Raw genomic sequence first — 23,387 nt, forward strand, 5'->3', positions numbered from 1 at the left:
GGGGCGTTTCTCATGGCCTGCGGCCACCGCCCCTGCCGCATCAGGCATACTGATCAGCTGTCATCAAACCGAGACATGATCGACACGGTATCGGTGAATCTCGGCGATATCGTCGACTTCGCTTCCATACTGGTTAGTATTGGGTAAGCATCCCCAGCAAACGGCAACGGCCCTCCAGCAGTAGGCGTCTGGCACAAGACTTGCCACTGCAATTCTCTGGCGCCAGAATGCCGACCGTCTGTCGCCGGAAAATTTCACGCATGGAATTGCCGCTCGCCTCAAGGACCGCATGAACACCAGCCCAGAAACGCCGCTAGCCGAGCAGGAAAGCAACGTTGCGTGCCTGACCATCAGGACCGGGCGCAGCGATTGTTACGCGCACTTCTACCCAGTGCTGTATCAGTTGACCCTGGTAAAGAGCGGCATCGAAGAGAAGATCGATCTGGGCTACTCCGGGAGCCGCCTGCTCGAGCGCTTGCTACGCGAGCCCGGAGATGTGGTTTCACGCGAGGAGCTGATGAACCACGCCTGGGCCGACCGGGTTGTCGGCCAGGGCAGCCTCAACCAGCAGATCTATACCCTGCGCCAGGTACTGGGCGACGAGAAGAGTCGCGAGATCATCCAGACCCTGCCGCGCCGCGGCTATCTGCTGAACCCCAACTATCTGGTCTATCCGCCGAGCATCGATGACATCGGCGCGGTCAGCGAAACACTCGATACGCCGACGCCACAGCCAGCCTTTCTGCGCCGCCACAGCCGTCAGCGGGCATCCTGGCTGATTCTGCTGAGCCTGTTCAGCATCATCGGCATCGCCTTGTTCATGGCGCTGTACACGATCAGCCAGCCCAAGGACCTGCACAGCAGCGAAATGAATCTGGGCTCACTGCACGTGCGCTACATCGATCAGGACCCGCAAAGGCTGCAGCAGCTGATTCTGCAGACTCACGGCCTGACCAGCCGGCTTGCCGTACTGGCCAGTAAACCGGCCAACCTGGTACTGAGCCTGCGCGGTGGTTTCTACGAACTGCTGTGCCTGCAGAGCAATGGTGGTGCACGCTCGCTGATGTTGCACGAAAGCCAGCTGAATCAGGTCGCCGATACCCAACTGAGCAGGTGCCTGCCATGAGCCAGGGAACGCAGTGCGGCATCAGCCGCGGCTGGTTGCTGACCATGCTCGCCACGGCCTTGGCGATGTTGTTGAGCATGCTCGTGCTGTGGCTGAATTTCATCTCCAGCACCGAGCTCGACGGTCGTTATCAGTCCACCGGTCAAGTCCACCTGAGCAACGGTCAGGTGTTGGCAATCAGCCACAGCCTGCAGGTCAACAATGGTCGGTTCTATGCCATGACCCGGCAGGGCGACAGCATCCTGGAGACGTCGGGCGTGGTGGAGTACGGCTTTCTCGGTAACTACCGGCTGCGCGTCGAAGACGGTCAAGTCACCGGGCTGGCCAGCGAAATCGACGACGAACTGGTGTTCAACCTGCTTTATGGCCGCCATAAGGGCTCGACCATTCGCCTGACCAGCATCGATGGCTGTCTCTATGCGCTGGAAACTCGGCAAATCTATTGCCCGGCGCGCAATCTGTAGAGCGCAACAAGTCATGGGTCAGGACTCCGGTGCGCTGAGCTGAGCACCCTCGGCACGGTACTCCACCCGTACCTGGGTATCGCCGAACAACTCGCGGTACAGGCCTTCGGCCTGGCTGGTCAGCAACAGCAGCTCGATACGGCGATTGGCGCCGTTCTCTGGATCACTCGGTAACAAGGGCATGCCATCTGCTTGAGCGGTGACCTGCAGCACCGCGCTGGGCGGCAGCCCGGCCTCGACCATCACGTTGCGTGCACGCAGCGCACGGTCGCCGGAGAGGTTCCAGTTGTTGTAACCACCAACCACGCCGCGATAGGGCATGGAATCGGTGTGGCCGCTGACGATCAGATGGTTTTCCACCCGCGCCAGAATCCCGGCCAGACGCTGCAGCAGCTTTTCGAAGTGCGGATTCAGGTGGGAACTGCCGCGGTTGAACATGAAGCGCTGCGCATCGTCCTTGATCAGGACGCGCAAGCCCTGCGGTACCACCTGCACTTCGATGTTGGCCTCGGCGTCCAGTTGCAGCGCCAGCGCCTCCATCAGCTTGGCCAAATCCTGCATCTGCTGCGATTCGGCATAGTGTGGCCGGCGGGCGGGCCCCGGCTGGCCATCGCCCTGTTCAGCGCCGGGATCTTCCTCGGGTGTACGCGCCTGATTTTCCCGATCCTGACGCGGGCTGACCTGCACCGGCACCCCATCGAGGTCCAGCGGCGTGGTACTGGTGCCATCGAAGATGCCGGCACCGCCGTCGACCAGCGGATTGTTCAGCATGTCGGCATTGGCGCGGCTGGCGTCCTGGGTCTGTGGCTGGATGATCCACAGCACCATGAACAGCGCCATCATGGCCATGGTGAAATCGGCGAAGGCTACCTTCCAGGCACCGCCATGCTCGTCGTGGCCACCCTTCTTGCCACGACGTTTGATAATGATTTCATGGCCTTCACCGGCACGCGGTTTCATGCCGCGTCCCTTTCATCTTCGTAACGGTTGACCCAGATCTCCAGCTGCTTGAACGCCGGTTTGACGTCCTGCTCGATCAGCTTGCGCCCGGCGTCCACCGCCAGCAGCGTGGGCTTGCCGGCAACGTGGGCGACGAGGGTGGTGCGCACGCACTCGAGCGCCGACATCTCGGTTTTGATGCGCTGGCCCATCGCACTCGACAAGGGCTCCATCACGCAGTAGCACATGAAGATGCCAAGGAAGGTGCCCACCAGCGCTGCGGCGACGTGGGCGCCGATCTCGGCCACCGAGCCACCGATATTGCCCATGGTGATGACGATGCCGAGGATCGCCGCGAGAATGCCGAAGCCCGGCATGGCTTCGCCGATCTTGTGCAGTGAGCGCGACGGCTGCATCAGCACATGCTCCATCGCCTCCAGCTCCTGCTCGAGGAAGCCTTCGAGTTCATGGGCGCTGATCTTGCCCATGGCCATCAGGCGGAAGTTGTCGGCGATGAAGGCCATCAGGTTCTTCTCCTGACGGATCAGCGGGTACTTGGCGAACAGTTCGCTCTGCTCCGGCTCCTCGATATGCGCGTCGAGCACCTTGAGGCCGCCGACATCGACCATCTCCAGCAGCTCATAAAGCAGCATCAACAACTGGCGCTGGAATTCCTCGCCACGCTTCTTGTAGACGAACACGCCTTTGATCTGATGCAGCATCTCGATCAACACGTCCTTGGGGTTGGCCACCACCAGTGCACCGAAGCCCGCGCCGACGATGATGATCACCTCGGCCGGTTGCCAGAGCATGGCCAGTTCGCCATGGGCCATGACGTAGCCACCGAGCACGCAGGCGACGATGATCAATGCACCTAATAACTTCTGCACCCTAGCCTCTCTCGTTCAGGTAGCGACTGGCCTTGGCGATCGCCTGCTTGCTCAACTGGCAGACGCGCGCGTCGCTCAGCTCCAGCACCAGGGCGATTTCCTTGAGGCTCAGCTCATGTTGGTAGTAAAGGGTCAGCACCAGTCGTTCACGCTCGCTGAGCTGGCTCAGCGCCTGAGTCAGCAGGCGCTCCTTGAGCACACGGTCCTCGACCGCACTGCTGCCACAGGCGAACCCCTCGTGACCGTTCTGCAGCAACTCATCGAGACTTTCGATGGCCTCACAGGCATCGGCCTGGAGAAACTCCTGGTATTCCTTGGCGTTTATGCCGGCCGCCTGAAGAATCTCCTCCTCCTGCGGCACACGACCCAGTTGCCGCGCCAACTGGCGAATGGCGTCGCGAATCTTGTGGGTCTGCTGACGCACCTGGCGCGGGCGCCAGTCCTGGCGGCGCAACTCATCGAGAATCGCACCACGGATGCGCAACGCGGCGAAACGACCGAACTGCTCGTCCGGCGTGCCATAGCGACGCAGGCATTCGAGCAAACCCATCAGGCCAATTTGCTCCATGTCTTCGCGGTCGAGCACCTGATTGGCCTGCAACGCCAGCTGACTGACGATGCGCTTGACCAGTGGCAGGTACTGCAACAGCCACTTCTGCTCGGCCCCTGGGGCGAACAGCGCAGCCCCGCCCTGTTCGGCGGCGTAGCGATAGTCAATGGCGCAGTTGGCGTTCATGGCGACGGTACCTACTGGACGATCAGTTTGCTGACCAGCACGTTGGCAAACGGCATCGCCAGCTTCTTGCTGGCGAAGTCATCGAACAGCGCGCTTTCCAGCGTGCTCTGCAGCTCTGGAATGGGCATGCCGCGCAGCGTCTCGAAGGTCATGGCAGACAGGTGGGCGACCACCGAATTGCGCACCATCGGATCGATTTGCTCGAGCTTCTTCGGATCGGTTTCGAGGTCGGTCTGCAGCACCAGATCGAGCACGAAGTAATGCTCGCGGCTTTCCCCCTTCAAGCTGACGATTACCTTCTCGATCGGAAAGAAGCGGTACTCGCTGTTGGCTTCCTGCTCCTCGCTGCCGGCGTTGCCAGCAGAAATGCCGAGCACGGCCTGGCCGGTCTGCATGGACTTGAGCGTGGCGTAATTGAAGATGGTGCCGCCAACCACCACCAGGGTGTTGAAGATAACCAGCAGCAGGAGGACGCGCGGCATTGTCATGACTACTCTCGATTCACTAACGGGAAATTAAACGGTGACCAGCACGTCGCTGGTCGATAGCCCAGCGTTGCGCTCGCGGCCGGCGGGCAGCGCGACGGCAGCGGCCACCTCATCCTCGGCGAGCCAGCGCTGCGCTTGCGCCTGTTGCTGCTGACGACCGCCCTGAGCATCGGCGGAGACCTGCACGTTGACCTGCACGAAGTTCTGCCCGACCAGCTCCTGACGCAGACGCTCGCTGGTCTGCTGCAACAGGCGGGCGACATCGGCGTTGGCAGCCGAGAGCTGCACGCTGAGACGGCCGGATTCATGGCTGAGGAAGATTTCCAGGCTGCCCAGCTCCGGCGGGTCGAGGCGGATGGTGGCGTTCTGTATGCGCTGGTTGATCTGCACGTCCACCTGCTCGCGCAGGCTGGCCAGCATCTGCTCGCCCCACTGCGCCTGAGGTGCATGCAGTTTGAGCGAACGCTCGGCCGTCAGCGGCGTAGTAGTCGCGGCGGCGGAGGTTGCGCTGGCGGGGATGGATTTATCTGCATCCGTGCTGATGCTCGGCAGACGTTCGAGATCGCTCGTCTCGATGACCTCAGTCGCCATTGCCGGCGCGGCTGTCTGTATCGCGATCTCGACTGCCATCTGCGGTATTGGCGCCGCGACCTGGGGTGACAACGATTGCTGGCTGAGCGCTGAAGCACTGGCGCTGTATGGCGACTGAGCGGGCAACGGCTCACGCGGCTGCGGCTGTATCAGGGCCTGGCCAGGGAGCTCGGCAGGCAGCCCGGCAGCCTGTTCGATCTGCTCCGAGTCGTCCTGAGACAACGGTTCGTGCAGCGCCTGCTCGGGTGCTTCACGCGCTTCGATACGCACGGCCTGCTGGTCCAGCACGCTGGCCAGCCACTGCTCGGCATCCGCTTCGCTGAGGGTGACCTTCACGGCAGTAGCCTCTTTACTCGGCGGTACCTCTGGCTCGGCGGCGGTGAAGCCCTGTACGGCCATGTGCAGATCGAACGGCGGCGTCTCACCAGCAGCGCTCCGAGCCTGGGCAAAACCGGCCGGCAGGGTTTGTGCCGCGGAGTCCGTCAGATTCACCTGGGCATTGGCATTGATCAGTTGCAGCACGTTTTATCTCCCACCCTGATACAGATCGACGCGCATGTAAGCGCTGCGTCCTTCGGCGTATTCCAGGTGCGTCAGCAACAACCGACGCACCCGTTCGCACTCTTCGGCGCAGGCGATACGCGCCTGTCCGTGCAACTGCTGCAGATGCCGCCTGGCCTCGCGCACTTCGTCGCTCAGCGTCGGTAGCCCGGCCAGTAACTGCAGGCAGGAGCGGATCAGCGCATCGATCTCACCGATGCGCGTCCAGTCAGCCTGTTCCAGCGCTTGCGCCAACTGCGCGTGCAGTTGCTGCAGCGCGCGCAGTTCACTTGCGCGTTGCATTCACGCCTTCCCAGCCTTCGCGCAGCACACCGAGCAAGCCGACGACTTCGTCCAACCCCTCCAGCGACAGGCTGACGCTGACATCGGAGAGGCGGTAGATGCAGTAGTCGTAGAGTCGCGCCAACCCCTGCACCAACTCGCCGCCGTTCTCGTAATCTAGGGCACCATTGAGACCGCCGAGGATGTTCAGGCATTTCTCCAGGGACTGGCCCTTCTGCTGGTAACGCTTGGCCTCGATATGGCCACGGGCACGCGCCAGCTCGTCGAGGAGGCCGTCGAACAGCACCAGCACCAGCTCGTAGGGCGAGGCCGAAGCAGCACGCGCCTCGAGGTCCACGGTGCGATAGCTGTCGTAACTTTCGTTGAGGTTGTAGGCACTCATCAGAACATTCCGTAGGTCTGCTCCATCGCCGCCATGGTCTGCATGAGACCGGTGTACTGACGGAGATAGCGGCTGTAGTAGGAGTCGTACTGCTTCTGGATGGTGTCGAACTGCTGATCGACACGGCGCAGCTGGGTGTTTAGGGTGTCCTTGCGATTGGTCAGCAGGCCGCCAGCGCTGCTGGTGTAGACCGCCAGGTTCTTGTCCAGGGTATCGAGCAGGTTGCCCTTGTCGGTGAACAGCTTCTCGAAGCCTTCCGGGTTGGCTGCCACGGCCTTTTCGAAACGGGCGTTGTCGATGGTCAGCTTGCCGTTGCGGTCGGCAACGATGCCGAACTCGGTGAGGCTCACGCCGCCAAACGAAGTGCGTACCAACTGGTTGAGCATCGTCTCGATGGCGCGCACGCTGGCATCGCCAGCCAGAGGCCCACGACCGCCACTTTCGCCACCACTGGAGGTGAGCGAGTCGAAACTGGACATCAGGGCATTGAAGGCACTGACGAAGGTTTGCGCCTTCTCCTTGGTGGCCTTCTGGTCCTGGCCGACTTCCATGGTCAATGGCGCATCACCACTCTTATGCGCCTTGTTGAAGGTCAGGCTGACGCCATCGATGATGTTGTCGAAGGTGTTGCTGGTACTGCTCAGTTCGATGCCGGTCTCGCCACCCAGGCGCACGATGGCATCCTTGGCCACGGACAGCTCCTGCCTGCCGCTCACCGCGCCTGCAACCGCAGCATTGCCAGTGGCACTCAGGCTGATGGCCTGGTCGGCGCCGGTCTTCTCACTGGTCAGCACCAGGTTGACCTGGCCATTGCTGCGAACCAGGGTCGCCTTGACGCCATTGTTGTCGCTCGCGCCGTTGATGGCTGCGGCCAGCTCGTCGAGCGTGGCCACGGCACCGAGGTCGATATTGAACGCCTCACCGCCCTTGCCGATGGTCAGGCTGCCACTACCGAGGTCGCCGTCCTGCAGCCCTTGCAGAGCAACCTGGCTCTTGCTGGCCAATTGCTGGACGAAAAAATCATAACTGCCGGGCACGGCCTTGGTGCCCACCGTGGCACTGGCATAACCCTCCTGGCTGAAGCTGGCGCTGTTGACCAGCATGCTGCTGCCGGCCAGCTTGAGACCGCTGGCAGCCGTCTTGAAGGTTTTCAGCGCGGTATCCAGGCTGGTCAGCGCACCGAGCTGCGCCTTGTAGGCGGCCTGGTTGCGATTGGCCTTGGCCAACTGGCCCTGAATTTCGTATTGGGCCAGTTGGGTCGCCATGCTTTGCACGTAATCTGAATCGATAGCCATAGTCGGACACCCGTTTTCCTGTGAGATAGCAATAGCGGTGCCAACAGCTGAAACCCCTGATCTAGAGGGCTCTAGGCGTTCCGCCAGGTGAAAGGTCCTTTCCGCTTGCAGACTGCTGAACGACGAGCGGAAGGCCAACTTCCGCCTGCGTCGCGCAGATGGCGGACGTACCGATTACACAGGCGACAGCACAGAGGGGTGACTTAAGGAAAACGCCGCAGAGAGCGGGCAAACCACAGCATCAGCGGTGACGCGGTGCGCGCAGCGCACCCTACCGATGGCACCAGCCCCGTCCGCGGTGCACGCACGTACCGTAGGGTGCGCGATGCGCACCGGCGGCATCGCGCAGCAGGAGAAGCACCCAGGAATGTGAGGGCGCGCAAAAGCGCTGGGACGCTATCCGGGAAAAGAACGTAGCCGACAGGCCTTGTCGAACTATTCGCCGCCGACGGCGAAATTCGGCAGGCTGTTGACCGGCTGACGGAAGTTGAAGGGAATGGACTCGACCGCCAGCCCCACATTGCGCTGCACCACGAAATGCAGGTGCGGGCCGGTGCTGTTGCCGGTGTTGCCGGAGCGCGCCAACAGGCTGCCGGTTTCTACCCGCTGGCCTTCACGCACACCGACCGATCCCTTCATCAGGTGCAGGTAAACACCCATGGTGCCGTCGTCATGCAGAATGCGCACGAAGTTGCCGGCCGGGTTATTGCCCCGGCCGCTCTGCTGGTTCTCGGTCTTCACCACCATGCCAGCGCGTGCAGCGACGATGGGCGTGCCTTCAGGCATGGCGATATCCACCGCATAGCGGCCCTTGGCAGTGAAGTGGCTGTAGGTGCCGTTGGCGCCCTGGGTCTGACGGAACGGGCCGCCACGCCAGGGCAGCGGATAGCGATGAATGCTCGGCTGCAGTCGCGGGTCGCCGAGGGCGTAGCGCAACCTGGGTTTGTAGCGCAGCGGCTTCGATGCATCCTGCGCGGTGAGGGTGGCGAGGCGGATATTGCTGCGCGGTGGCAACACCCAGCGAATCGGTTTGTCCGGCGCGCCGATGGCGTTCTGTACCTGCTCCAGCTTCAGTTCGATTTCCACCGGGGCATACAGGTCATTGCGAATCAGCAGGGTTTCACCGGCCTCGTGCTTCTTGGTTTCCAGTTTCACCTGGTTGTCCAAGCGCTCGACCATGCGATCGTTGAACACGAACACCTGCGCGCCAGGCGCAGCCTGATCGCTATAGGTGACTACGCCGTTCTTGTCGACGTACTTGTAGATGGTCAGCGCAGCGGCCTGGCTGCAACAGGCCAGCAGACTGCAGAGAATTATTAGACGCCCTAGCATAACGACTCGGATCTTATGGCTTTTTGATATCCGGGTTAGCAAGACTAGCAGCGCAGCACGGAGCGCGCGAGACACCGACCGTCAGGCTGTGAACCGGCTCACCGCCATTGGTCGGCACAGCGCCGCGGATTGCATACGGCTACGCGCCGGGGCTGAAATGCTTCTGCGCAGTGCCGCGGGCGATCAGCCGCGAGAGGTAATCGAGTTTTTGCGGGTCACGGTCGACGAATCGGAAAGTCAGTTGCAGCCATTCGCTGTCGGGCTTGGGTTCGAATGCCACCACCGCATGCAGGTAGCCATTGAGCCGAGCGGTTTCCGCTGCTTCGCCCTGCTCCAGGTCGAGCACTGCACTCTCCAGCACCTGCGGCAGTTGTTCGGTGCGTTTGACCACCAGCAGTGCCTCCTTGAGGCTCAGCGCCTTGATCACACAAGCCATGCTACCCGCCGGCAAACGCAGCTGACCCTGGCCACGACCGGCTGGCGACTTGCTCGGGGCTGCCGGCGCAGGTGCTGCGCTCGGCTCAGCCTGGCCCGCAGCCGGCACCGGAGCACTGGGCTTGACCACCTCGGCCTTGCCGCCGGTGAGCGCGGCCAGCGAGTCATTGGCGAAGCTGCCGCTGCTGAGCATCTTCGGCGGTGCGCTGGCAGCCAGGGTCTGCAACTTGCCGGCGCGGCTCAGCGCCTTCTTCACCTTGGTGACCAGCTGTTCGTTGGAGAAGGGCTTGCCGATGTAGTCGGAAACGCCAGCCTGGATCGCCTGCACCACGTTCTCCTTGTCACCACGGCTGGTGACCATGATGAAGGGCGTGGTTTTCAGGTTGTCCTGCTCGCGGCACCAGGTCAGTAGCTCGAGGCCGGACATCTCCGGCATTTCCCAGTCACAGAGGATCAGGTCGACCACCTGACGGCTCAACATCTGCTGGGCCTTGCGGCCATTGATCGCTTCCTCGATCTGTACGCCGGGGAAATTATCGCGCAGCCCTTTCTTGACCAGATCACGGATAAAGGTCGCGTCATCCACCACCAGCACACTGACTTTGCTCATCGGCCACTCCTGTACGAATGGCAGTAAGCATAGTCATGGCCAGTGGCCTAAGGCCAACGGAAAACGTCGGACGTGCAACAAATCGCGCAAACGAAACGGCCCGGGATTTCCCGGGCCGTCAGCACTAAGCAGGCGTCAGTCCCTGGACTTGCCCTCGACCTCTTCACGCATACGGGTCAGGCCGATGTGGCGCACATCGGTGCCACGCACCAGGTAGATCACCAGTTCGGCGATGTTGCGCGCGTGATCGCCGATGCGTTCCAGCGAGCGCAACGCCCAGATCACGTTGAGCACGCGGGAGATCGAACGCGGGTCTTCCATCATGTAGGTGACCAGTTCGCGCAGCGCGGTCTTGTACTCGCGGTCGACGGTCTTGTCGTACTGCGCCACCGACAGGGCCAGGTCGGCATCGAAGCGGGCGAAGGCGTCCAGTGCCTCCTGCACCATGCGGCGCACCTGATCGCCAATATGGCGAACCTCGACATAGCCACGCGGCGACTCGCCCTCCTCGCACAGCTGGATGGCGCGCTTGGCGATCTTGGTCGACTCGTCGCCGATGCGCTCGAGGTCGATCACCGACTTGGAGATGCTGATGATCAAGCGCAGGTCGGAGGCCGCCGGCTGGCGACGGGCGAGAATGCGCACGCATTCTTCGTCGATGTTGCGCTCCATCTGGTTGATCTGGTCGTCGATCTCGCGCACCTGCTGGGCCAGGCCGGAGTCGGCCTCGATCAGCGCGGTGACGGCATCGTTGACCTGCTTTTCCACCAGGCCGCCCATGGCCAGCAGGTGGCTGCGCACCTCTTCCAGCTCGGCGTTGAACTGCTGGGAGATGTGCTGGGTAAGGTTGTCTTTGTTGATCATGTTTCGCTCCGCGAAAGCTGCCAGCTTGGGTGACCATGGTGCGCATGGCGCACCCTACACGTTGAGTTTCAGCACTAAGGCCCTTGGAAAATGCTCTCTGGTGCGAAGGGCGCGCGCTGACAGTACGGCGCCCGACAAAGCCAGGGAGTATTTGCCATGGCCTTAGCCATAGCGACCGGTGATGTAGTCTTCTGTCTGCTTCTTGGCCGGGTTGGTGAACAGCGTATCGGTGTCACCGAACTCGATCAGCTTGCCCATGTACATGAACGCGGTGTAGTCGGAAACGCGCGCCGCCTGCTGCATGTTGTGGGTCACGATGACGATGGTGTACTTGCTCTTGAGCTCGTAGATCAGCTCTTCGACCTTCAGCGTGGAGATCGGGTCGAGGGCCGAGCAGGGTTCGTCGAGCAGCAGCACTTCCGGCTGCACGGCCACGGTGCGGGCAATGACCAGACGCTGCTGCTGACCGCCGGACAAGCCGAGGGCCGAGTCGTGCAGACGGTCCTTGACCTCGTCCCACAGCGCCGCGCTCTTCAGCGCCCACTCCACCGCCTCGTCGAGCACACGCTTGCTGTTGATGCCCTGGATACGCAGGCCATACACCACATTCTCGTAGATGCTCTTGGGAAAGGGGTTGGGCTTCTGGAACACCATGCCGACGCGGCGGCGCAGCTCGGCCACGTCCTCGCCCTTGCGGTAGATGTTGCGCCCGTCGATGTTGATCTCGCCTTCCACACGGCAACCGTCGACCAGGTCGTTCATGCGGTTGAAGGTACGCAGCAGGGTCGACTTGCCGCAGCCGGACGGGCCGATGAAGGCGGTCACACGCTGCTTGGGGATATCCATCTTGACGTCGAACAGCGCCTGCTTCTGGCCGTAGTACAGGTTCAGGCCCGGTACGGCGATGGCCGTGGTCTCGTTGGCCAGGCTCAGGCTCTGCTTGTCGCGGCCGAGTGCGGCCAGGTCGATACCGTGGGTATGGGTTTCGTGTTGCATAAACTCACTCCGTTCGTAGCTACAAGCTGCAAGCTGCGCACCGGCGGTGCGCGACTCGTAGCTGCGTTAGTGATCCAGCGCCTTGTACTTCTCGCGCAGGTGGTTACGGATATAGACCGCGGTCAGGTTGAGCAGGGCGATGACGATCACCAGCAGCAACGCCGTGGCGTAAACCAGCGGGCGCGCAGCCTCGACGTTGGGGCTCTGGAAGCCGACGTCGTAGATGTGGAAGCCCAGGTGCATGATCTTCTGATCCAGGTGCAGGTACGGGTAGTTGCCGTTGAGCGGCAGGGTCGGTGCCAGTTTCACCACCCCCACCAGCATCAGCGGCGCCACCTCACCAGCGGCACGTGCCACGGCCAGGATCAGGCCGGTCATCATCGCCGGACTGGCCATCGGGATGACCACCTTCCACAGCGTCTCGGCCTTGGTCGCGCCAAGCGCCAGCGAACCTTCACGCACCGCACGCGGAATCCGCGCCAGGCCTTCCTCGGTGGCGACGATGACCACCGGCAGGGTAAGGATTGCCAAGGTCAACGAGGCCCACATCAGGCCCGGGGTGCCGAAGGTCGGCGCCGGTGCGGACTCGGGGAAGAACAGCTGGTCGATCGAGCCGCCCAGCACGTAGACGAAGAAGCCGAGACCGAATACGCCGTAGACGATCGAGGGCACGCCGGCCAGGTTGTTCACCGCGATGCGGATCACCCGGGTCAGTGCCCCCTGATGCGCGTATTCACGCAGGTACACTGCGGCGATCACGCCGAACGGGGTGACGATCACCGCCATCAGCATGACCATCAGCACGGTGCCGAAGATGGCCGGGAAGATACCGCCTTCGGTGTTGGCCTCACGCGGTTCGTCACTGACGAATTCCCACAGCTTCATGGCGTAGAAGCCGAGCTTGTCGACCGTGCCCATGGCGTTCGGGCGGAAGGCGCGGACGATCTTGCCCAGTTCGATTTCAGTCTGACGACCATCGCTGGCGCTCAGGGTGACACTGTCACGGTTGATCTGCTGGGTCAGTGCCACCATGCGTTCTTCGAGCACCTTGTACTCGGCGTTCAGCGCATCGCGGCGAGCGTCCATGTCAGCTTGCGCGGCGTCATCCAGCTTGCCCTGCAACTGCAGTTTGCGGCCTTCCAGACGGATGCGCTCGAGGCTGTGGTTGATGCGGCCGATGTCTTTCTTCTCCAGGCGCACCAGTTGCGCATGCAGATCATCGACGCGATCCAGACGCTCTTGCAACGCAGCCCAGGCCGCATCACCCTCGGCGACTACCTGACCGCTTTCCTTGACGTTGACCAGGTTGCCGTAGAAGTTGCCCCATTCGCGACGCTCCAGCACCGTAATGCCCGCTGGCTTGCGCGGGTTGCTCAGCCACTCGCCGACCACCCAGGTGAAGTCGGCGCCGAACAGCTCGCGGTTACCCACTTTCATCAGCTCGCGGGTCATGAATTCGCCGCCCTCTTCGGCGACCGGCAGGCCTGCGGCCGCGAGACGAGCGCGCGGTACTTCCTCGACCTGCACTACCTCACCCAGCATCACCCGCGCTTCCTGACCAGGCACCTGGTAGTCGGCTTCGAGGATGTCGGCCGGCCAGAAGTGGCCCAGGCCACGAGAGGCGATCACCGCCAGCAGACCCAGGGTCATGATGATGGCGATGGCAACCGCGCCACCGCTCATCCACACGCCCGGGGCGCCGCTCTTGTACCAGGATTTCAGGTTGTTCTGTTTCACGGACATATACCTTCCAAAACCTTAGAGCGACGAATACTTGGTGCGCAGACGCTGACGAATCAGCTCGGCCAGGGTGTTCATCACGAAGGTGAACATCAGCAACACCAGCGCGGCGAGGAACAGCACGCGATAGTGGGTACCGCCGACTTCCGACTCGGGCATTTCCACCGCCACGTTGGCCGCCAGGGTGCGCATGCCTTCGAAGATGTTCATGTCCATGATCGGTGTATTACCGGTGGCCATCAGCACGATCATGGTCTCGCCGACGGCGCGGCCCATGCCGATCATCAGTGCCGAGAAGATGCCTGGGCTGGCGGTGAGGATCACCACACGGGTCAGGGTCTGCCAGGGCGTGGCACCCAGAGCCAGGGAGCCGAAGGTCAGGCTTTTGGGGACGCTGAACACGGCGTCTTCGGCAATCGAATAGATGTTCGGGATTACCGCGAAGCCCATCGCCAGGCCGACGATCAGGGCGTTGCGCTGGTCGAAAGGGATGCCCAGGTCGTTGGACAGCCACAGGCGCATGTTGCCACCGAATAGCCAGTTTTCCAGATGACCACTGATGCCGATGGAGAACCACCCCACGGCAATCACGACCGGAATCAGCAGCGCCGCTTCCCAGCCCTCGGGAACGCGATGGCGGATGGACTCAGGCAGCTTGGTCCAGAGGAAACCGAACAGCAGAATGCCTATCGGCGTCAGCAGCAACAGGCTGAAGATGCCGGGTAAGTGGTTCTCCAGAAACGGCGCGAGGAACAGGCCGGCGAAGAAGCCAAGAATCACCGTCGGCAGCGCCTCCATCAGCTCAATCACCGGCTTGACCTTGGTGCGCATGCGCGGCGCCATGAAGTAGGCGGTGTAGATCGCTGCAGCCACGGCCAGAGGGGCCGCCAGGAGCATGGCGTAGAACGCTGCCTTGAGCGTACCGAAGGCCAGCGGCGAGAGGCTCAGCTTGGCTTCGAAGTCGGTGTTGGCCGAGGTCGACTGCCAGACGTAGTCAGGCTCGGGGTAGCTTTCGTACCAGACCTTGCCCCACAGCGAACTCCAGGAGATTTCCGGGTGCGGGTTGTCGACCAGGAAACGCTGCAGCTTGCCATCCGACTCCACCAGCACACGACTGGCGCGTGGCGACAGAGCAGCGATGGCGCTGCCTTCGGCGACCTGCTGCTTGAGCAGGGTGCGGTGCGCTGTGCTATGGAAAATGCCCAGGCGGCCGTCGGCATCCAGCGCCATGAAGCCCTTGCGGCGCTCCTCGGGCAGAATCTGAGTGATCGCGCTGCTGCCCAGCTGGAAGCTGCGGATCGACTGGAAAGTGGACTTGCCGTCCTTGTCACGCACCATAAACCACTGCTGGATGCCGCCCTTGGCGTCACCGATCATGATCGAGATACCGCCGAGCAGGCTGGTGGCGCTAGTCACACTGTTGGAAGCATCCTTGAGCAGCTCGTAACGACCATTGAGGCTACGCTTGCGCAGGTCGAAAACGTCGGCACTGGAGCTGCCGTTGAATACGTACAACCACATCTGGCGCGGGTCGAGAATCAGCTGGCTGATCGGCTCACCGATCTGCGGCAGGTTGATGCGCTCCTCGCTGACGCTCACCTCGCCGGTGAACAGGTTCTCTTCACGGCTCAGGCTGATCAGGTGCAGCTCATTGCCGGTGGAGCCGGCCAGCATCAGCGTACCGCTGTTGAGGTTGATGGCGATGTGCTCGAGTGGTCGGCCTTGCGGATCGACCTCGATCGCTGCCTCACCGTAGGGGTACTCGATCTGTGGTGCGATCGTGCGCACGTTGTCCGGGTAGCTGATCTTGTAGTTGTGCTGAATGATCAGCACCTGGCCGTTGGACAGGCCCAGTACCACGCGGCGCGTGCCTGGCTGATCCTGGCTGACGGAGGCAACCGAAACACCCTGCGGCAACGGCAGCTGCAGACGCTGCAGGGCTTCGCCGGTCTTGAGTTCGAAGAACTGCACGGCACCGGAAGCGTCCAGGCGCATGGCCACCTGGTTCTGTTCCTCGATGGCCAGCATCAACGGCGCTTGCGCCTCAGCCAGCCAGGCCGGTTGCTGAGCCTGGCGAGAGGTCAGTTCAGCGCCCTGGAACATGGGCAGCACAACGTGGGCGAGATAGAAGAAGATCAGGGTGATGGCGCCCAGAACCGCCAGACCACCGATGGAGACATACCAACGCGCCATACGATCCTTCAACGCGCGCATACGGCGCTTGCGTTGCAGGGCAGGCGTATTGAAGTCGATCCCTAGCGGATTCTGCGAACGGTTCATGGATTCGTTTGCCAAGTCATTCATGCGAGAAGTCTCTGCGCGAGCTTGATTGCAGCGCATACGGCTGCCCAGGCTTGTCAATTTAGCGAGCTTGTGTGACAGAAAGATTACAGCCTGCTGACATGACGAAGCCCGCCACCCATAAGGTGGCGGGTTCGTCGAATGGCCTGGCTACCAGAGCCAGGCCATCACACTGGAAGCCTTACAGGCCCAGTTCCTTCATCGCTTTTTCGGCTACCTTGGACGGCAGCGGGATGTAACCGTCTTTCATCACGACGTCCTGGCCCTGCTTGGACAGCACCAGCTTGATGAACTCGGCATCCAGCGGGCTCAGCGGCTGGTTCGGCGCCTTGTTCACGTAGACGTAGAAGAAGCGGGCCAGCGGGAACTTGCCAGCCAGGGCGTTTTCTTCCGAGGCTTCGAAGGCTTCACCGCCCTTCTTGGACAGCGGTACGGCGCGAACGCTGGAGGTACGGTAGCCAATACCCGAGTAGCCAATGGCGTTCAGGGTGCTGGAGATCGACTGAACCACAGAAGCCGAACCCGGCTGCTCGTTGACGTTGGATTTGAAGTCGCCTTTGCACAGGGCTTCTTCCTTGAAGTATCCGTAGGTGCCGGATACCGAGTTACGACCGAACAGCTGCAGCGGCTTGCTCGCCCACTCGCCGGTCAGACCGAGATCACCCCAGGTCTTGATGTCCTTGTCATTACCGCACAGGCGGGTGCTGGAGAAGATCGCGTCGACCTGCTCGATCGACAGCGACTTGATCGGGTTGTCCTTGTGCACGAACACCGCCAGGGCGTCGATGGCAACCGGAACGGCGGTCGGCTTGTAGCCGTACTTCTCTTCGAAGGCCTGGATTTCGCTGTCCTTCATAGGACGGCTCATCGGACCCATGTTGGCGGTGCCTTCGGTCAGCGCGGGTGGCGCAGTGGAGGAACCAGCGGCCTGGATCTGGATGTTCACGTTGGGGTAGTTCTTCTTGAACTCTTCTGCCCACAGGGTCATCAGGTTGGCCAGCGAATCGGAACCGACGCTGGACAGGTTGCCCGACACACCGGAAGTCTTTTCGTAGTTCGGCAGAGCCGGGTCGACGGCGGCTACAGCAGATACGGCGCTTACGCCAGCGGCGGCGAAAGTCAGGGCCGCCATCAAACGCTTCAGTTTCATGCCTTGCTCCTAGCAGGATAGTGTTGGATGGAACGGGCCCAAGTATCTGCAGGCCACATGACCACTCTATGAAACGAATGTGACAGTTAAATGAATGTCGACGGCTTTCGAGGGCGGCAGAGAGAAAGCGCTTCGGATGGTTTGTGGGAAGTGGGTGATGCCGGGCTAGCAAATAAGTGTGTGCTTTCGGTGCTGGCACTATCCGTTGGCGCGTCGTCTGAAGGTTTAGGTTTCGCCCCTTACGGGCGAGTCACTTTCTCTTGCTTGCCCAAGAGAAAGTAACCAAAGAGAAGGGCACCCCGACATCCGGCCCCGGCTGCGCCGGGGTTCCCTCGCTCCATCACCACTCCAGGGGCACGCCACGAAGGGCCATCCCTGGCCCATCGTGGCTCTCGCGACATCCATGTCGCTCAACCCCTTCCACGGTGATTCCACTCGGCCTCCTGAAGGGGGCTTGGGCGTCGTCTGTGAGATCGCACTTCAAGAGCAAAAGCCAAACGCTACCGACTTTGATCTTCCGGAGATTTCGCAAGCTCGCGGTCCAGTCCCTTCAGGAGGCCGAGCGGAGGTGTTGCGTAGGGGGACGAGCCGCATGGATGCGGCGAGAGGCTTAAAGGGCCAGGGATGGCCCTTGTAAGCCGGCCCCCGGAGTGACGCCGGAACGAGGGAAGTTTCGCGTAGCGAAACCCGGATGTCGGGGTGCCCTTCTTTGGCACACCTTTCTTGGGCAAGCAAGAAAGGTGTGGCGCCCGTAAGGGGCGCAACCTAAACGCTCAGAGGACTCGGTAACGGATAGTGCTAAGCCAGTGAGCAATACGCGCCCCGGCCTGCCCAGCCCCAATAAAAAGCCCCCACACGCAATGCGTGCAGGGGCTCGTAACAGCGCCGCAGTGATTACTGCATATTCTGCTTCAGCGCGCGCATACGGTCGTGGCAAGCCCGCACCTTGGGCATCTCCACGGCCAACAGGACACGGACGTCATTGTCCGCGCTTTCCAGCGCATCTTCGAAGGCATGCAGAATGCGGTCTTCCGCCTCCTCCAACTGCGCAACGTAGGTGGCATCTTCATCCTTGGCCAGGGTCGCGCGGGTGTCGGCGTAGAACTGGCGCAGCTTGCCCAGCATGGTGCCGCCAGACGCCGGCTCGCTCTGGTTGGCCGCAACCTTGACGCTCAGCGCGTCGATCACTTCAGTCTTGGCACGCACCATGTCGCGGAACAGCGCCTGCAGGCGGATGTCCTTGACCTCTTCGTGGGCATGCTCATAGAAGCGCTTGCCGTCACGGGTGATTTCGATCAGTTCATTGAGTTGTGCGGTCTTGCTGCTCATGGATTCTCTCCTTGGCAATGGGACTTGCGGGTTGATGGCCATTCCAATGGCCGGGTTTACTTGGAATTCAACTGCTGATGCGCAGGGCGTCGGCATCGACCCCCTTCACACCACGAATGTTGCGGGCGATCTCGACCGCCAGACGCTTCTCGGCGCTGCTCAGCACGCTGCCGCGCAGGCTTACCAGGCCATCGTCGGTATTCACCGAGATGTTCAGCGCATCCAGGTTGCGGCTGTAGAGGAAGCTGGCCTTGACCTTGCTGGTGATCCAGCCGTCGCTGATGTTCTCGCGCGCCTCATCGAGGGTGGTTTGCACTTCGCTACTGCTGCTGTCCGCGGTGCTGATGCTGAGGTGGTTGAACACCTCGCGTACGCCATCGGTGTTGGCTGCCAGCTGGCCTGCCAGCTCCTTGGCCGCCGGGGTTTGCGCATGACCACTGAGGGTGATGTTGCCGGTTTCGCTCTTGACCTGAATATCCAGGCCGCGAGTGTTGCTGTTCCACAGCAACTTTGACTTCACCGTGGCAGCGAGGCTGGCGTCTTCCAGACGCTGAACCAGGCCGGGGGGATTACCTTCGGTGGCGTCGTCACTGACTTCGATGCGATTGTCCACCGCGTCGATGCCCTCTATGCTCAGCGCCACTTGCTCGGCCAGTTCCTTCTGGACCTCGCTTTCGACCTTGCCGCCAAGGGTGGCCTTGCCATCCTCCACTGCTATATCGAGCTTGAATGGATTTAGATGCCGATTGAGCGCGAAGGCTGTCCAGATAGAGCCCTCCTGGCGTGCAGCATCCAACTGCGCTGACAGCTGCCCTTCGGCCGCATGGCTGGCCACGGGCGTCAGACCGAGCATCAGCGCGGTGCTGGCGGCCAGCAACCATGGTTTGAACGGGGGCATGAGTTCACTCCTGTTCGTGAGACGATATAAGGAATATCGCAAGCCCCGTGCCAGCCAATAAAAAACAAAATACCCTTTAAAAACAAATAGTTAATTCAAGTAAAGGCACCCTGCCTGCATGCAGGGTGCAGCATTAGCCTAGTTGGGCCGTGCAACTTGCACGGTTTTTACCTGACTAAGCTGCATTGACCAGTCAGACGGAGCACATACATGGCAGTAGCAGAGCAAACCAGCGGGCGCATTCTGCTGGTGGACGATGAAGCGGCAATCCTGCGTACCTTCCGCTACTGCCTTGAAGACGAGGGCTATGACGTCGCTGGCGCCAGCAGTGCGACGCAGGCCGAGGCATTGCTGCAGCGCCAGGTGTTCGACCTGTGTTTTCTCGACCTGCGCCTGGGCGAAGACAGCGGCCTGGACCTGCTGGCGCAAATGCGCATCCAGGCCCCCTGGATGCGTGTGGTCATCGTCACCGCCCATTCGGCAGTGGACACTGCGGTAGATGCCATCCAGGCCGGCGCCGCCGATTACCTGGTCAAACCCTGCACCCCCGATCAACTGCGCCTGGCCGCCGCCAAGCAACTGGAAGTGCGCACGCTGGCTGCACGCCTGGAGGCCCTGGAGGGCGAAGTGCGCAAGGCCAAGGATGGCCTCGACTCGCACAGCCCAGCGATGATGGCGGTTCTTGAGACCGCGCGTCAGGTCGCGACCACCGACGCCAACATCCTCATTCTCGGCGAGTCCGGCACCGGCAAGGGTGAGCTGTCCCGCGCCATCCACGGCTGGAGCCGCCGCGCCAAACGCACCTGCGTCACCATCAACTGCCCGTCGTTGACGGCCGAGCTGATGGAGAGCGAGCTGTTCGGTCACGCCCGCGGCTCCTTCACCGGCGCCAGTGAAAGTACCCAGGGCCGCGTCAGCCAGGCCGACGGCGGCACCCTGTTCCTCGACGAGATCGGCGACTTCCCACTGGCCCTGCAACCCAAGCTGCTGCGCTTCATCCAGGACAAGGAATACGAGCGCGTCGGTGACCCAGTGACCCGACGCGCCGATGTGCGCATCGTCGCCGCCACCAACCTGGACCTCGACGAAATGGTGCGCGAGGGCCGCTTCCGGGAGGACCTGCTCTACCGCCTCAACGTCATCACCCTCAAGCTGCCGCCGTTGCGCGAACGCCATGAGGATGTGATGGACCTGGCCGAACGCTTTCTCGCCCGCTTCGTCAGCGACTATGGGCGCCCGGCGTGCGGTTTCAGCCCGGAGGCTGCCGCTGCCCTGCAGAGCTATCGCTGGCCAGGCAATATCCGCGAGTTACGTAACGTCATCGAGCGCGCCAGCATCATCTGCCAGAACGAGGCGGTGGAAGTTGCCCACCTCGGCCTGGGCGGCAGCAGCGAAGCACCGAGCAACACCATTCGCGTCGGCGCCGCGATGAGCCTCGAAGAGCTGGAGAAGGCACACATTGCCGCCGTACTGGCCAGCAGCAGCACCCTAGACATGGCCGCCAAGACGCTGGGTATCGATACCTCGACCCTCTACCGTAAACGCAAGCAGTACAACCTCTGAACACGGGATTTCCATGAAGCTGTCGATGAAGCTTCGCACGCGTCTGTTCCTTAGCATCTCCGCACTGATCACTGTAGCGCTGCTGGGTCTGTTAGTCGGGCTGTTCAGCGTGACGCAGATGGCGCGCAGCCAGAGCGACCTGATCCAACGCGGCTTCGATGCCGTACAGATCGGCCAGAAACTGCGTCAGCACCTGGGCGATGAACTGGTCGTACTGATCGATGAGCAACCTGACCCGCAGCGCCTCGAAGCCATTCGCCAGTCATTCCGCGCCACCTTCGAAGAAGGAATCAACGCCAACCTCGGCGCCGACTACATACGTGGCCTGGAGCAAGCTGCGGCGCTTTACGATGAGATGGAAAAGGCCGCCAGCAACGGCACCCCACCTGGTGAAGTGCCCCATAACTTGGGCCCCTACAAGCCCTTCACCGAAGCCTTCCAGCGCCTGCGCGATCACCTGCTGGACCAGCAGGATCAGGTCGTGCAATGGGTTATCGCCGCCGAGAGCAAGGCCAGCGAGCGCTCCCAGTTGATCGCCGGCTTGCTGGTGCTGATCGGCCTGGCAGTGCTGGCCATAGGTGTACTCACCGCCAACGGTATCGCGCGCCGCTTCGGCGGCCCCATCGACATGCTGGCACGAGCCGCCGACCAGATTGGCCAGGGTCGCTACGATGTGGTGCTACCCGTCTCGCCGGTGCTGGAACTGGCAGTGCTGAGCCGCCGCTTCGGCCTGATGACCGAAGCCCTCCGTGAATACCATTCGAGCAATCTCAACCAGCTGCTCAGTAGCGAAGGCCGTCTCAAGGCGGTGCTCGACAGCATCGATGACGGTCTGATCATCCTCGACGCCGAAGGCAATATCGAGCACGCCAATCCCGTGGCGCTGCGCCAGCTGTCTCAGCAAGCCGACATCCAGGGCCAGCCGATTGGCCCGTTATTGCCCGATCATGCTGTGGACGAAGCGCTGCGTCAGGTACTGGCAGGCGAACCGCTGCAGGAGCCACCGGCCGACCTGCAGATCGAACGGGACGGCGAGACCCGTGTGCTGGCCTGGGCCCTGACACCGGTGCAGGTGCGCGAAGGTAGCAGCCAGGGCGCCGTGATGGTGCTGCGAGACGTCACCAAGCAACGCGCCTTCGACCGAGTGCGCAGCGAGTTCATCCTGCGCGCATCCCACGAGCTGCGCACGCCGATTACCGGTATGCATATGGCTTTCAGCCTGCTGCGCGAACGTCTTTCACTGCCCGCAGGTGGACGCGAGCAGGAGCTGATGCGCACCGTCGACGAAGAGATGCACCGCCTGGTGCAATTGATCGACGATCTGCTCAACTTCTCGCGCTACCAGAACGGCGTACAGACCTTGCAGCGCCGCCCCTGCGACCTCGGCGAAATGATCCAGCAGCTCTCTCAGCGCTTTACCGAGAGGGCTGCAGAACGCGAGGTGACGGTGGTCTGCGAAGCCCACGATCCGCTGCCGCAGCTTGAACTCGACCCAGCGCAACTGCAGCGACTGCTCGACAACCTGACCGACAACGCCCTGCGCTACAGCAACCCGGGCGACACGATACGACTACAGGCACGCCGCCATGGCGAGCAGGTGATCGTCAGCGTGCAGGACGAAGGTGAAGGCATCCCGTTCGAACACCAGGCGCGGATCTTCGAACCCTTCGTTCAGGTCGGCAGGCGCAAGGGTGGCGTTGGCCTAGGCCTGGCGCTGGCGAGGGAGATCGTGCAGTTGCATGGCGGCCAACTACGGGTTCACTCTCGCCCTGGCGAAGGCGCCAACTTCTATTTCAGCCTACCGATCTGAGGCTGGCGAGCAGACGCCGGGCAATTCGCTCACAATAAAAAACGCCGCGGTCTTCGCGGCGTTTTTGGTTTTCTCAGTGCGGTTCAGCTTCAGCGCAGCACCGGGTCGAACTTGATGCGGCGCCCGGCCATCAGCGCGACCAGAAAGCCCGCACCGAAGACGACGCTACTACCCTTGAGCAGCAGGGCGACACCCTCGTGCAGAGCTGGGCTCAGCCACAGCGCGGCCAGGCTCGACAGAGTCATGATCAACAACAGGAAGGCACTTCTGGACATGGCGAGACTCCTTGTCGGTCAGAACACCCAGCGAGGGGTGCTGTTAGCAGGACGGGGTTCACGGTTGGCGGTACCGGTCTCGCCATCGTCAGAAATACGCAGCCACTGCGCATCGTCACCGATGGCCCCGACAGCGCGGGTGGGCTGGGYCSGCAGTTCGGCTGAGCCGTCCTGCTGCGCAGCGACACGAGATTCCCACACCGGCGAGTTGGAGAGGGTGAACTCGGCCGTTTTTGCAATGGCTCCAGCCGAACCACTGAAATCTTTGGCGTAAGCCCCGTTGACCAGCAATGCAGCGACGCAAAACAGGCTCACTCGGACGATGTTCAT

23 protein-coding genes are annotated in these 23,387 nt (G+C 62.0%); 4 read left to right on the forward strand and 19 right to left on the reverse strand.

Features of this window, described 5'->3' with window-relative positions:
- The first annotated feature begins 289 nt into the window (after positions 1–289).
- Both CDO35_RS11580 and CDO35_RS11585 read left to right on the forward strand, forming a co-directional pair.
- Complete coding sequence (locus tag CDO35_RS11580; protein WP_099524900.1) at positions 290–1,126, forward strand: winged helix-turn-helix domain-containing protein; 837 nt, start codon at positions 290–292, stop codon at positions 1,124–1,126.
- Entirely contained in the window at positions 1,123–1,590 is a 468-nt protein-coding gene (locus CDO35_RS11585; RefSeq protein ID WP_099524901.1) for a hypothetical protein, read from the forward strand. The genes CDO35_RS11580 and CDO35_RS11585 overlap by 4 nt, the downstream gene beginning before the upstream one ends.
- Before the next feature lie 18 nt (positions 1,591–1,608).
- On the opposite strand, the gene CDO35_RS11590 is transcribed toward CDO35_RS11585, so the two are convergent.
- The 17 genes from CDO35_RS11590 to CDO35_RS11670 form a co-directional block, all read right to left on the reverse strand.
- Complete coding sequence (locus tag CDO35_RS11590; RefSeq protein WP_099524902.1) at positions 1,609–2,550, reverse strand: flagellar motor protein MotB; 942 nt, start codon at positions 2,548–2,550, stop codon at positions 1,609–1,611.
- On the reverse strand, positions 2,547–3,419 hold the full coding sequence (gene motA, locus CDO35_RS11595; RefSeq protein WP_099524903.1) for a flagellar motor stator protein MotA: 873 nt from the start codon (positions 3,417–3,419) through the stop codon (positions 2,547–2,549). The genes CDO35_RS11590 and motA overlap by 4 nt, the downstream gene beginning before the upstream one ends.
- A gap of 1 nt (position 3,420) precedes the next feature.
- Positions 3,421–4,155 (reverse strand): FliA/WhiG family RNA polymerase sigma factor, encoded by a 735-nt coding sequence (locus CDO35_RS11600; protein ID WP_099524904.1) that lies wholly within the window; start codon positions 4,153–4,155, stop codon positions 3,421–3,423.
- 11 nt (positions 4,156–4,166) lie between these two features.
- The gene (locus tag CDO35_RS11605; RefSeq protein ID WP_079784983.1) at positions 4,167–4,643 is read right to left on the reverse strand and encodes a flagellar basal body-associated FliL family protein; all 477 of its coding nucleotides are present in this window, start codon (positions 4,641–4,643) and stop codon (positions 4,167–4,169) included.
- A 27-nt stretch (positions 4,644–4,670) separates the two neighbouring features.
- Positions 4,671–5,756, reverse strand: coding sequence for a flagellar hook-length control protein FliK (locus CDO35_RS11610; RefSeq protein WP_099524905.1), 1,086 nt, complete (start codon positions 5,754–5,756; stop codon positions 4,671–4,673).
- Positions 5,757–5,759: 3 nt separating this feature from the next.
- A complete protein-coding gene (locus CDO35_RS11615) occupies positions 5,760–6,077 on the reverse strand; it encodes a hypothetical protein (RefSeq protein ID WP_099524906.1) in 318 nt (105 codons plus the stop codon).
- Positions 6,061–6,459: a flagellar export chaperone FliS gene (fliS, locus tag CDO35_RS11620; protein WP_099524907.1), complete on the reverse strand. Its 399-nt coding sequence runs from the start codon at positions 6,457–6,459 to the stop codon at positions 6,061–6,063. The genes CDO35_RS11615 and fliS overlap by 17 nt, the downstream gene beginning before the upstream one ends.
- The gene (gene fliD / locus CDO35_RS11625; protein WP_099524908.1) at positions 6,459–7,754 is read right to left on the reverse strand and encodes a flagellar filament capping protein FliD; all 1,296 of its coding nucleotides are present in this window, start codon (positions 7,752–7,754) and stop codon (positions 6,459–6,461) included. Before fliD ends, fliS begins: the two co-directional genes overlap by 1 nt.
- A gap of 435 nt (positions 7,755–8,189) precedes the next feature.
- A complete protein-coding gene (locus CDO35_RS11630) occupies positions 8,190–9,086 on the reverse strand; it encodes a peptidoglycan DD-metalloendopeptidase family protein (RefSeq protein WP_099524909.1) in 897 nt (298 codons plus the stop codon).
- Positions 9,087–9,225: 139 nt separating this feature from the next.
- Positions 9,226–10,131 (reverse strand): response regulator, encoded by a 906-nt coding sequence (locus CDO35_RS11635; RefSeq protein WP_099524910.1) that lies wholly within the window; start codon positions 10,129–10,131, stop codon positions 9,226–9,228.
- Positions 10,132–10,266: 135 nt separating this feature from the next.
- Positions 10,267–10,995 (reverse strand): phosphate signaling complex protein PhoU, encoded by a 729-nt coding sequence (gene phoU / locus CDO35_RS11640; protein ID WP_099524911.1) that lies wholly within the window; start codon positions 10,993–10,995, stop codon positions 10,267–10,269.
- A 162-nt stretch (positions 10,996–11,157) separates the two neighbouring features.
- Complete coding sequence (gene pstB / locus CDO35_RS11645) at positions 11,158–11,991, reverse strand: phosphate ABC transporter ATP-binding protein PstB (RefSeq protein ID WP_013713351.1); 834 nt, start codon at positions 11,989–11,991, stop codon at positions 11,158–11,160.
- A gap of 66 nt (positions 11,992–12,057) precedes the next feature.
- Positions 12,058–13,734, reverse strand: coding sequence for a phosphate ABC transporter permease PstA (pstA, locus tag CDO35_RS11650; RefSeq protein ID WP_166432401.1), 1,677 nt, complete (start codon positions 13,732–13,734; stop codon positions 12,058–12,060).
- Between the two features lie 15 nt (positions 13,735–13,749).
- Positions 13,750–16,035: an ABC transporter permease subunit gene (locus CDO35_RS11655; RefSeq protein ID WP_099524912.1), complete on the reverse strand. Its 2,286-nt coding sequence runs from the start codon at positions 16,033–16,035 to the stop codon at positions 13,750–13,752.
- A gap of 178 nt (positions 16,036–16,213) precedes the next feature.
- A complete protein-coding gene (locus tag CDO35_RS11660; protein ID WP_075744772.1) occupies positions 16,214–17,182 on the reverse strand; it encodes a PstS family phosphate ABC transporter substrate-binding protein in 969 nt (322 codons plus the stop codon).
- Positions 17,183–18,076: 894 nt separating this feature from the next.
- Complete coding sequence (locus tag CDO35_RS11665; protein ID WP_017676439.1) at positions 18,077–18,511, reverse strand: ferritin-like domain-containing protein; 435 nt, start codon at positions 18,509–18,511, stop codon at positions 18,077–18,079.
- 67 nt (positions 18,512–18,578) lie between these two features.
- Positions 18,579–19,409, reverse strand: a complete 831-nt coding sequence (locus tag CDO35_RS11670; protein ID WP_099524913.1) for a BON domain-containing protein — start codon at positions 19,407–19,409, stop codon at positions 18,579–18,581.
- Between the two features lie 210 nt (positions 19,410–19,619).
- On the opposite strand from CDO35_RS11670, the gene algB reads away from it, so the two are divergent.
- On the forward strand, positions 19,620–20,972 hold the full coding sequence (algB, locus tag CDO35_RS11675; protein ID WP_099524914.1) for a sigma-54-dependent response regulator transcription factor AlgB: 1,353 nt from the start codon (positions 19,620–19,622) through the stop codon (positions 20,970–20,972).
- 13 nt (positions 20,973–20,985) lie between these two features.
- A complete protein-coding gene (locus CDO35_RS11680) occupies positions 20,986–22,782 on the forward strand; it encodes an ATP-binding protein (RefSeq protein ID WP_099524915.1) in 1,797 nt (598 codons plus the stop codon).
- Between the two features lie 89 nt (positions 22,783–22,871).
- Here the strand turns inward: CDO35_RS11680 and CDO35_RS11685 are convergent, their stop codons facing one another.
- Both CDO35_RS11685 and CDO35_RS11690 read right to left on the reverse strand, forming a co-directional pair.
- Positions 22,872–23,057, reverse strand: a complete 186-nt coding sequence (locus tag CDO35_RS11685; protein ID WP_099524916.1) for a PA3371 family protein — start codon at positions 23,055–23,057, stop codon at positions 22,872–22,874.
- 18 nt (positions 23,058–23,075) lie between these two features.
- Positions 23,076–23,387 carry a hypothetical protein gene (locus CDO35_RS11690; protein ID WP_099524917.1) on the reverse strand — a complete coding sequence of 104 codons (312 nt, stop codon included), beginning with the start codon at positions 23,385–23,387 and terminating at the stop codon, positions 23,076–23,078.

This window comes from Pseudomonas sediminis (assembly GCF_002741105.1).
Lineage (GTDB): Bacteria > Pseudomonadota > Gammaproteobacteria > Pseudomonadales > Pseudomonadaceae > Aquipseudomonas > Aquipseudomonas sediminis.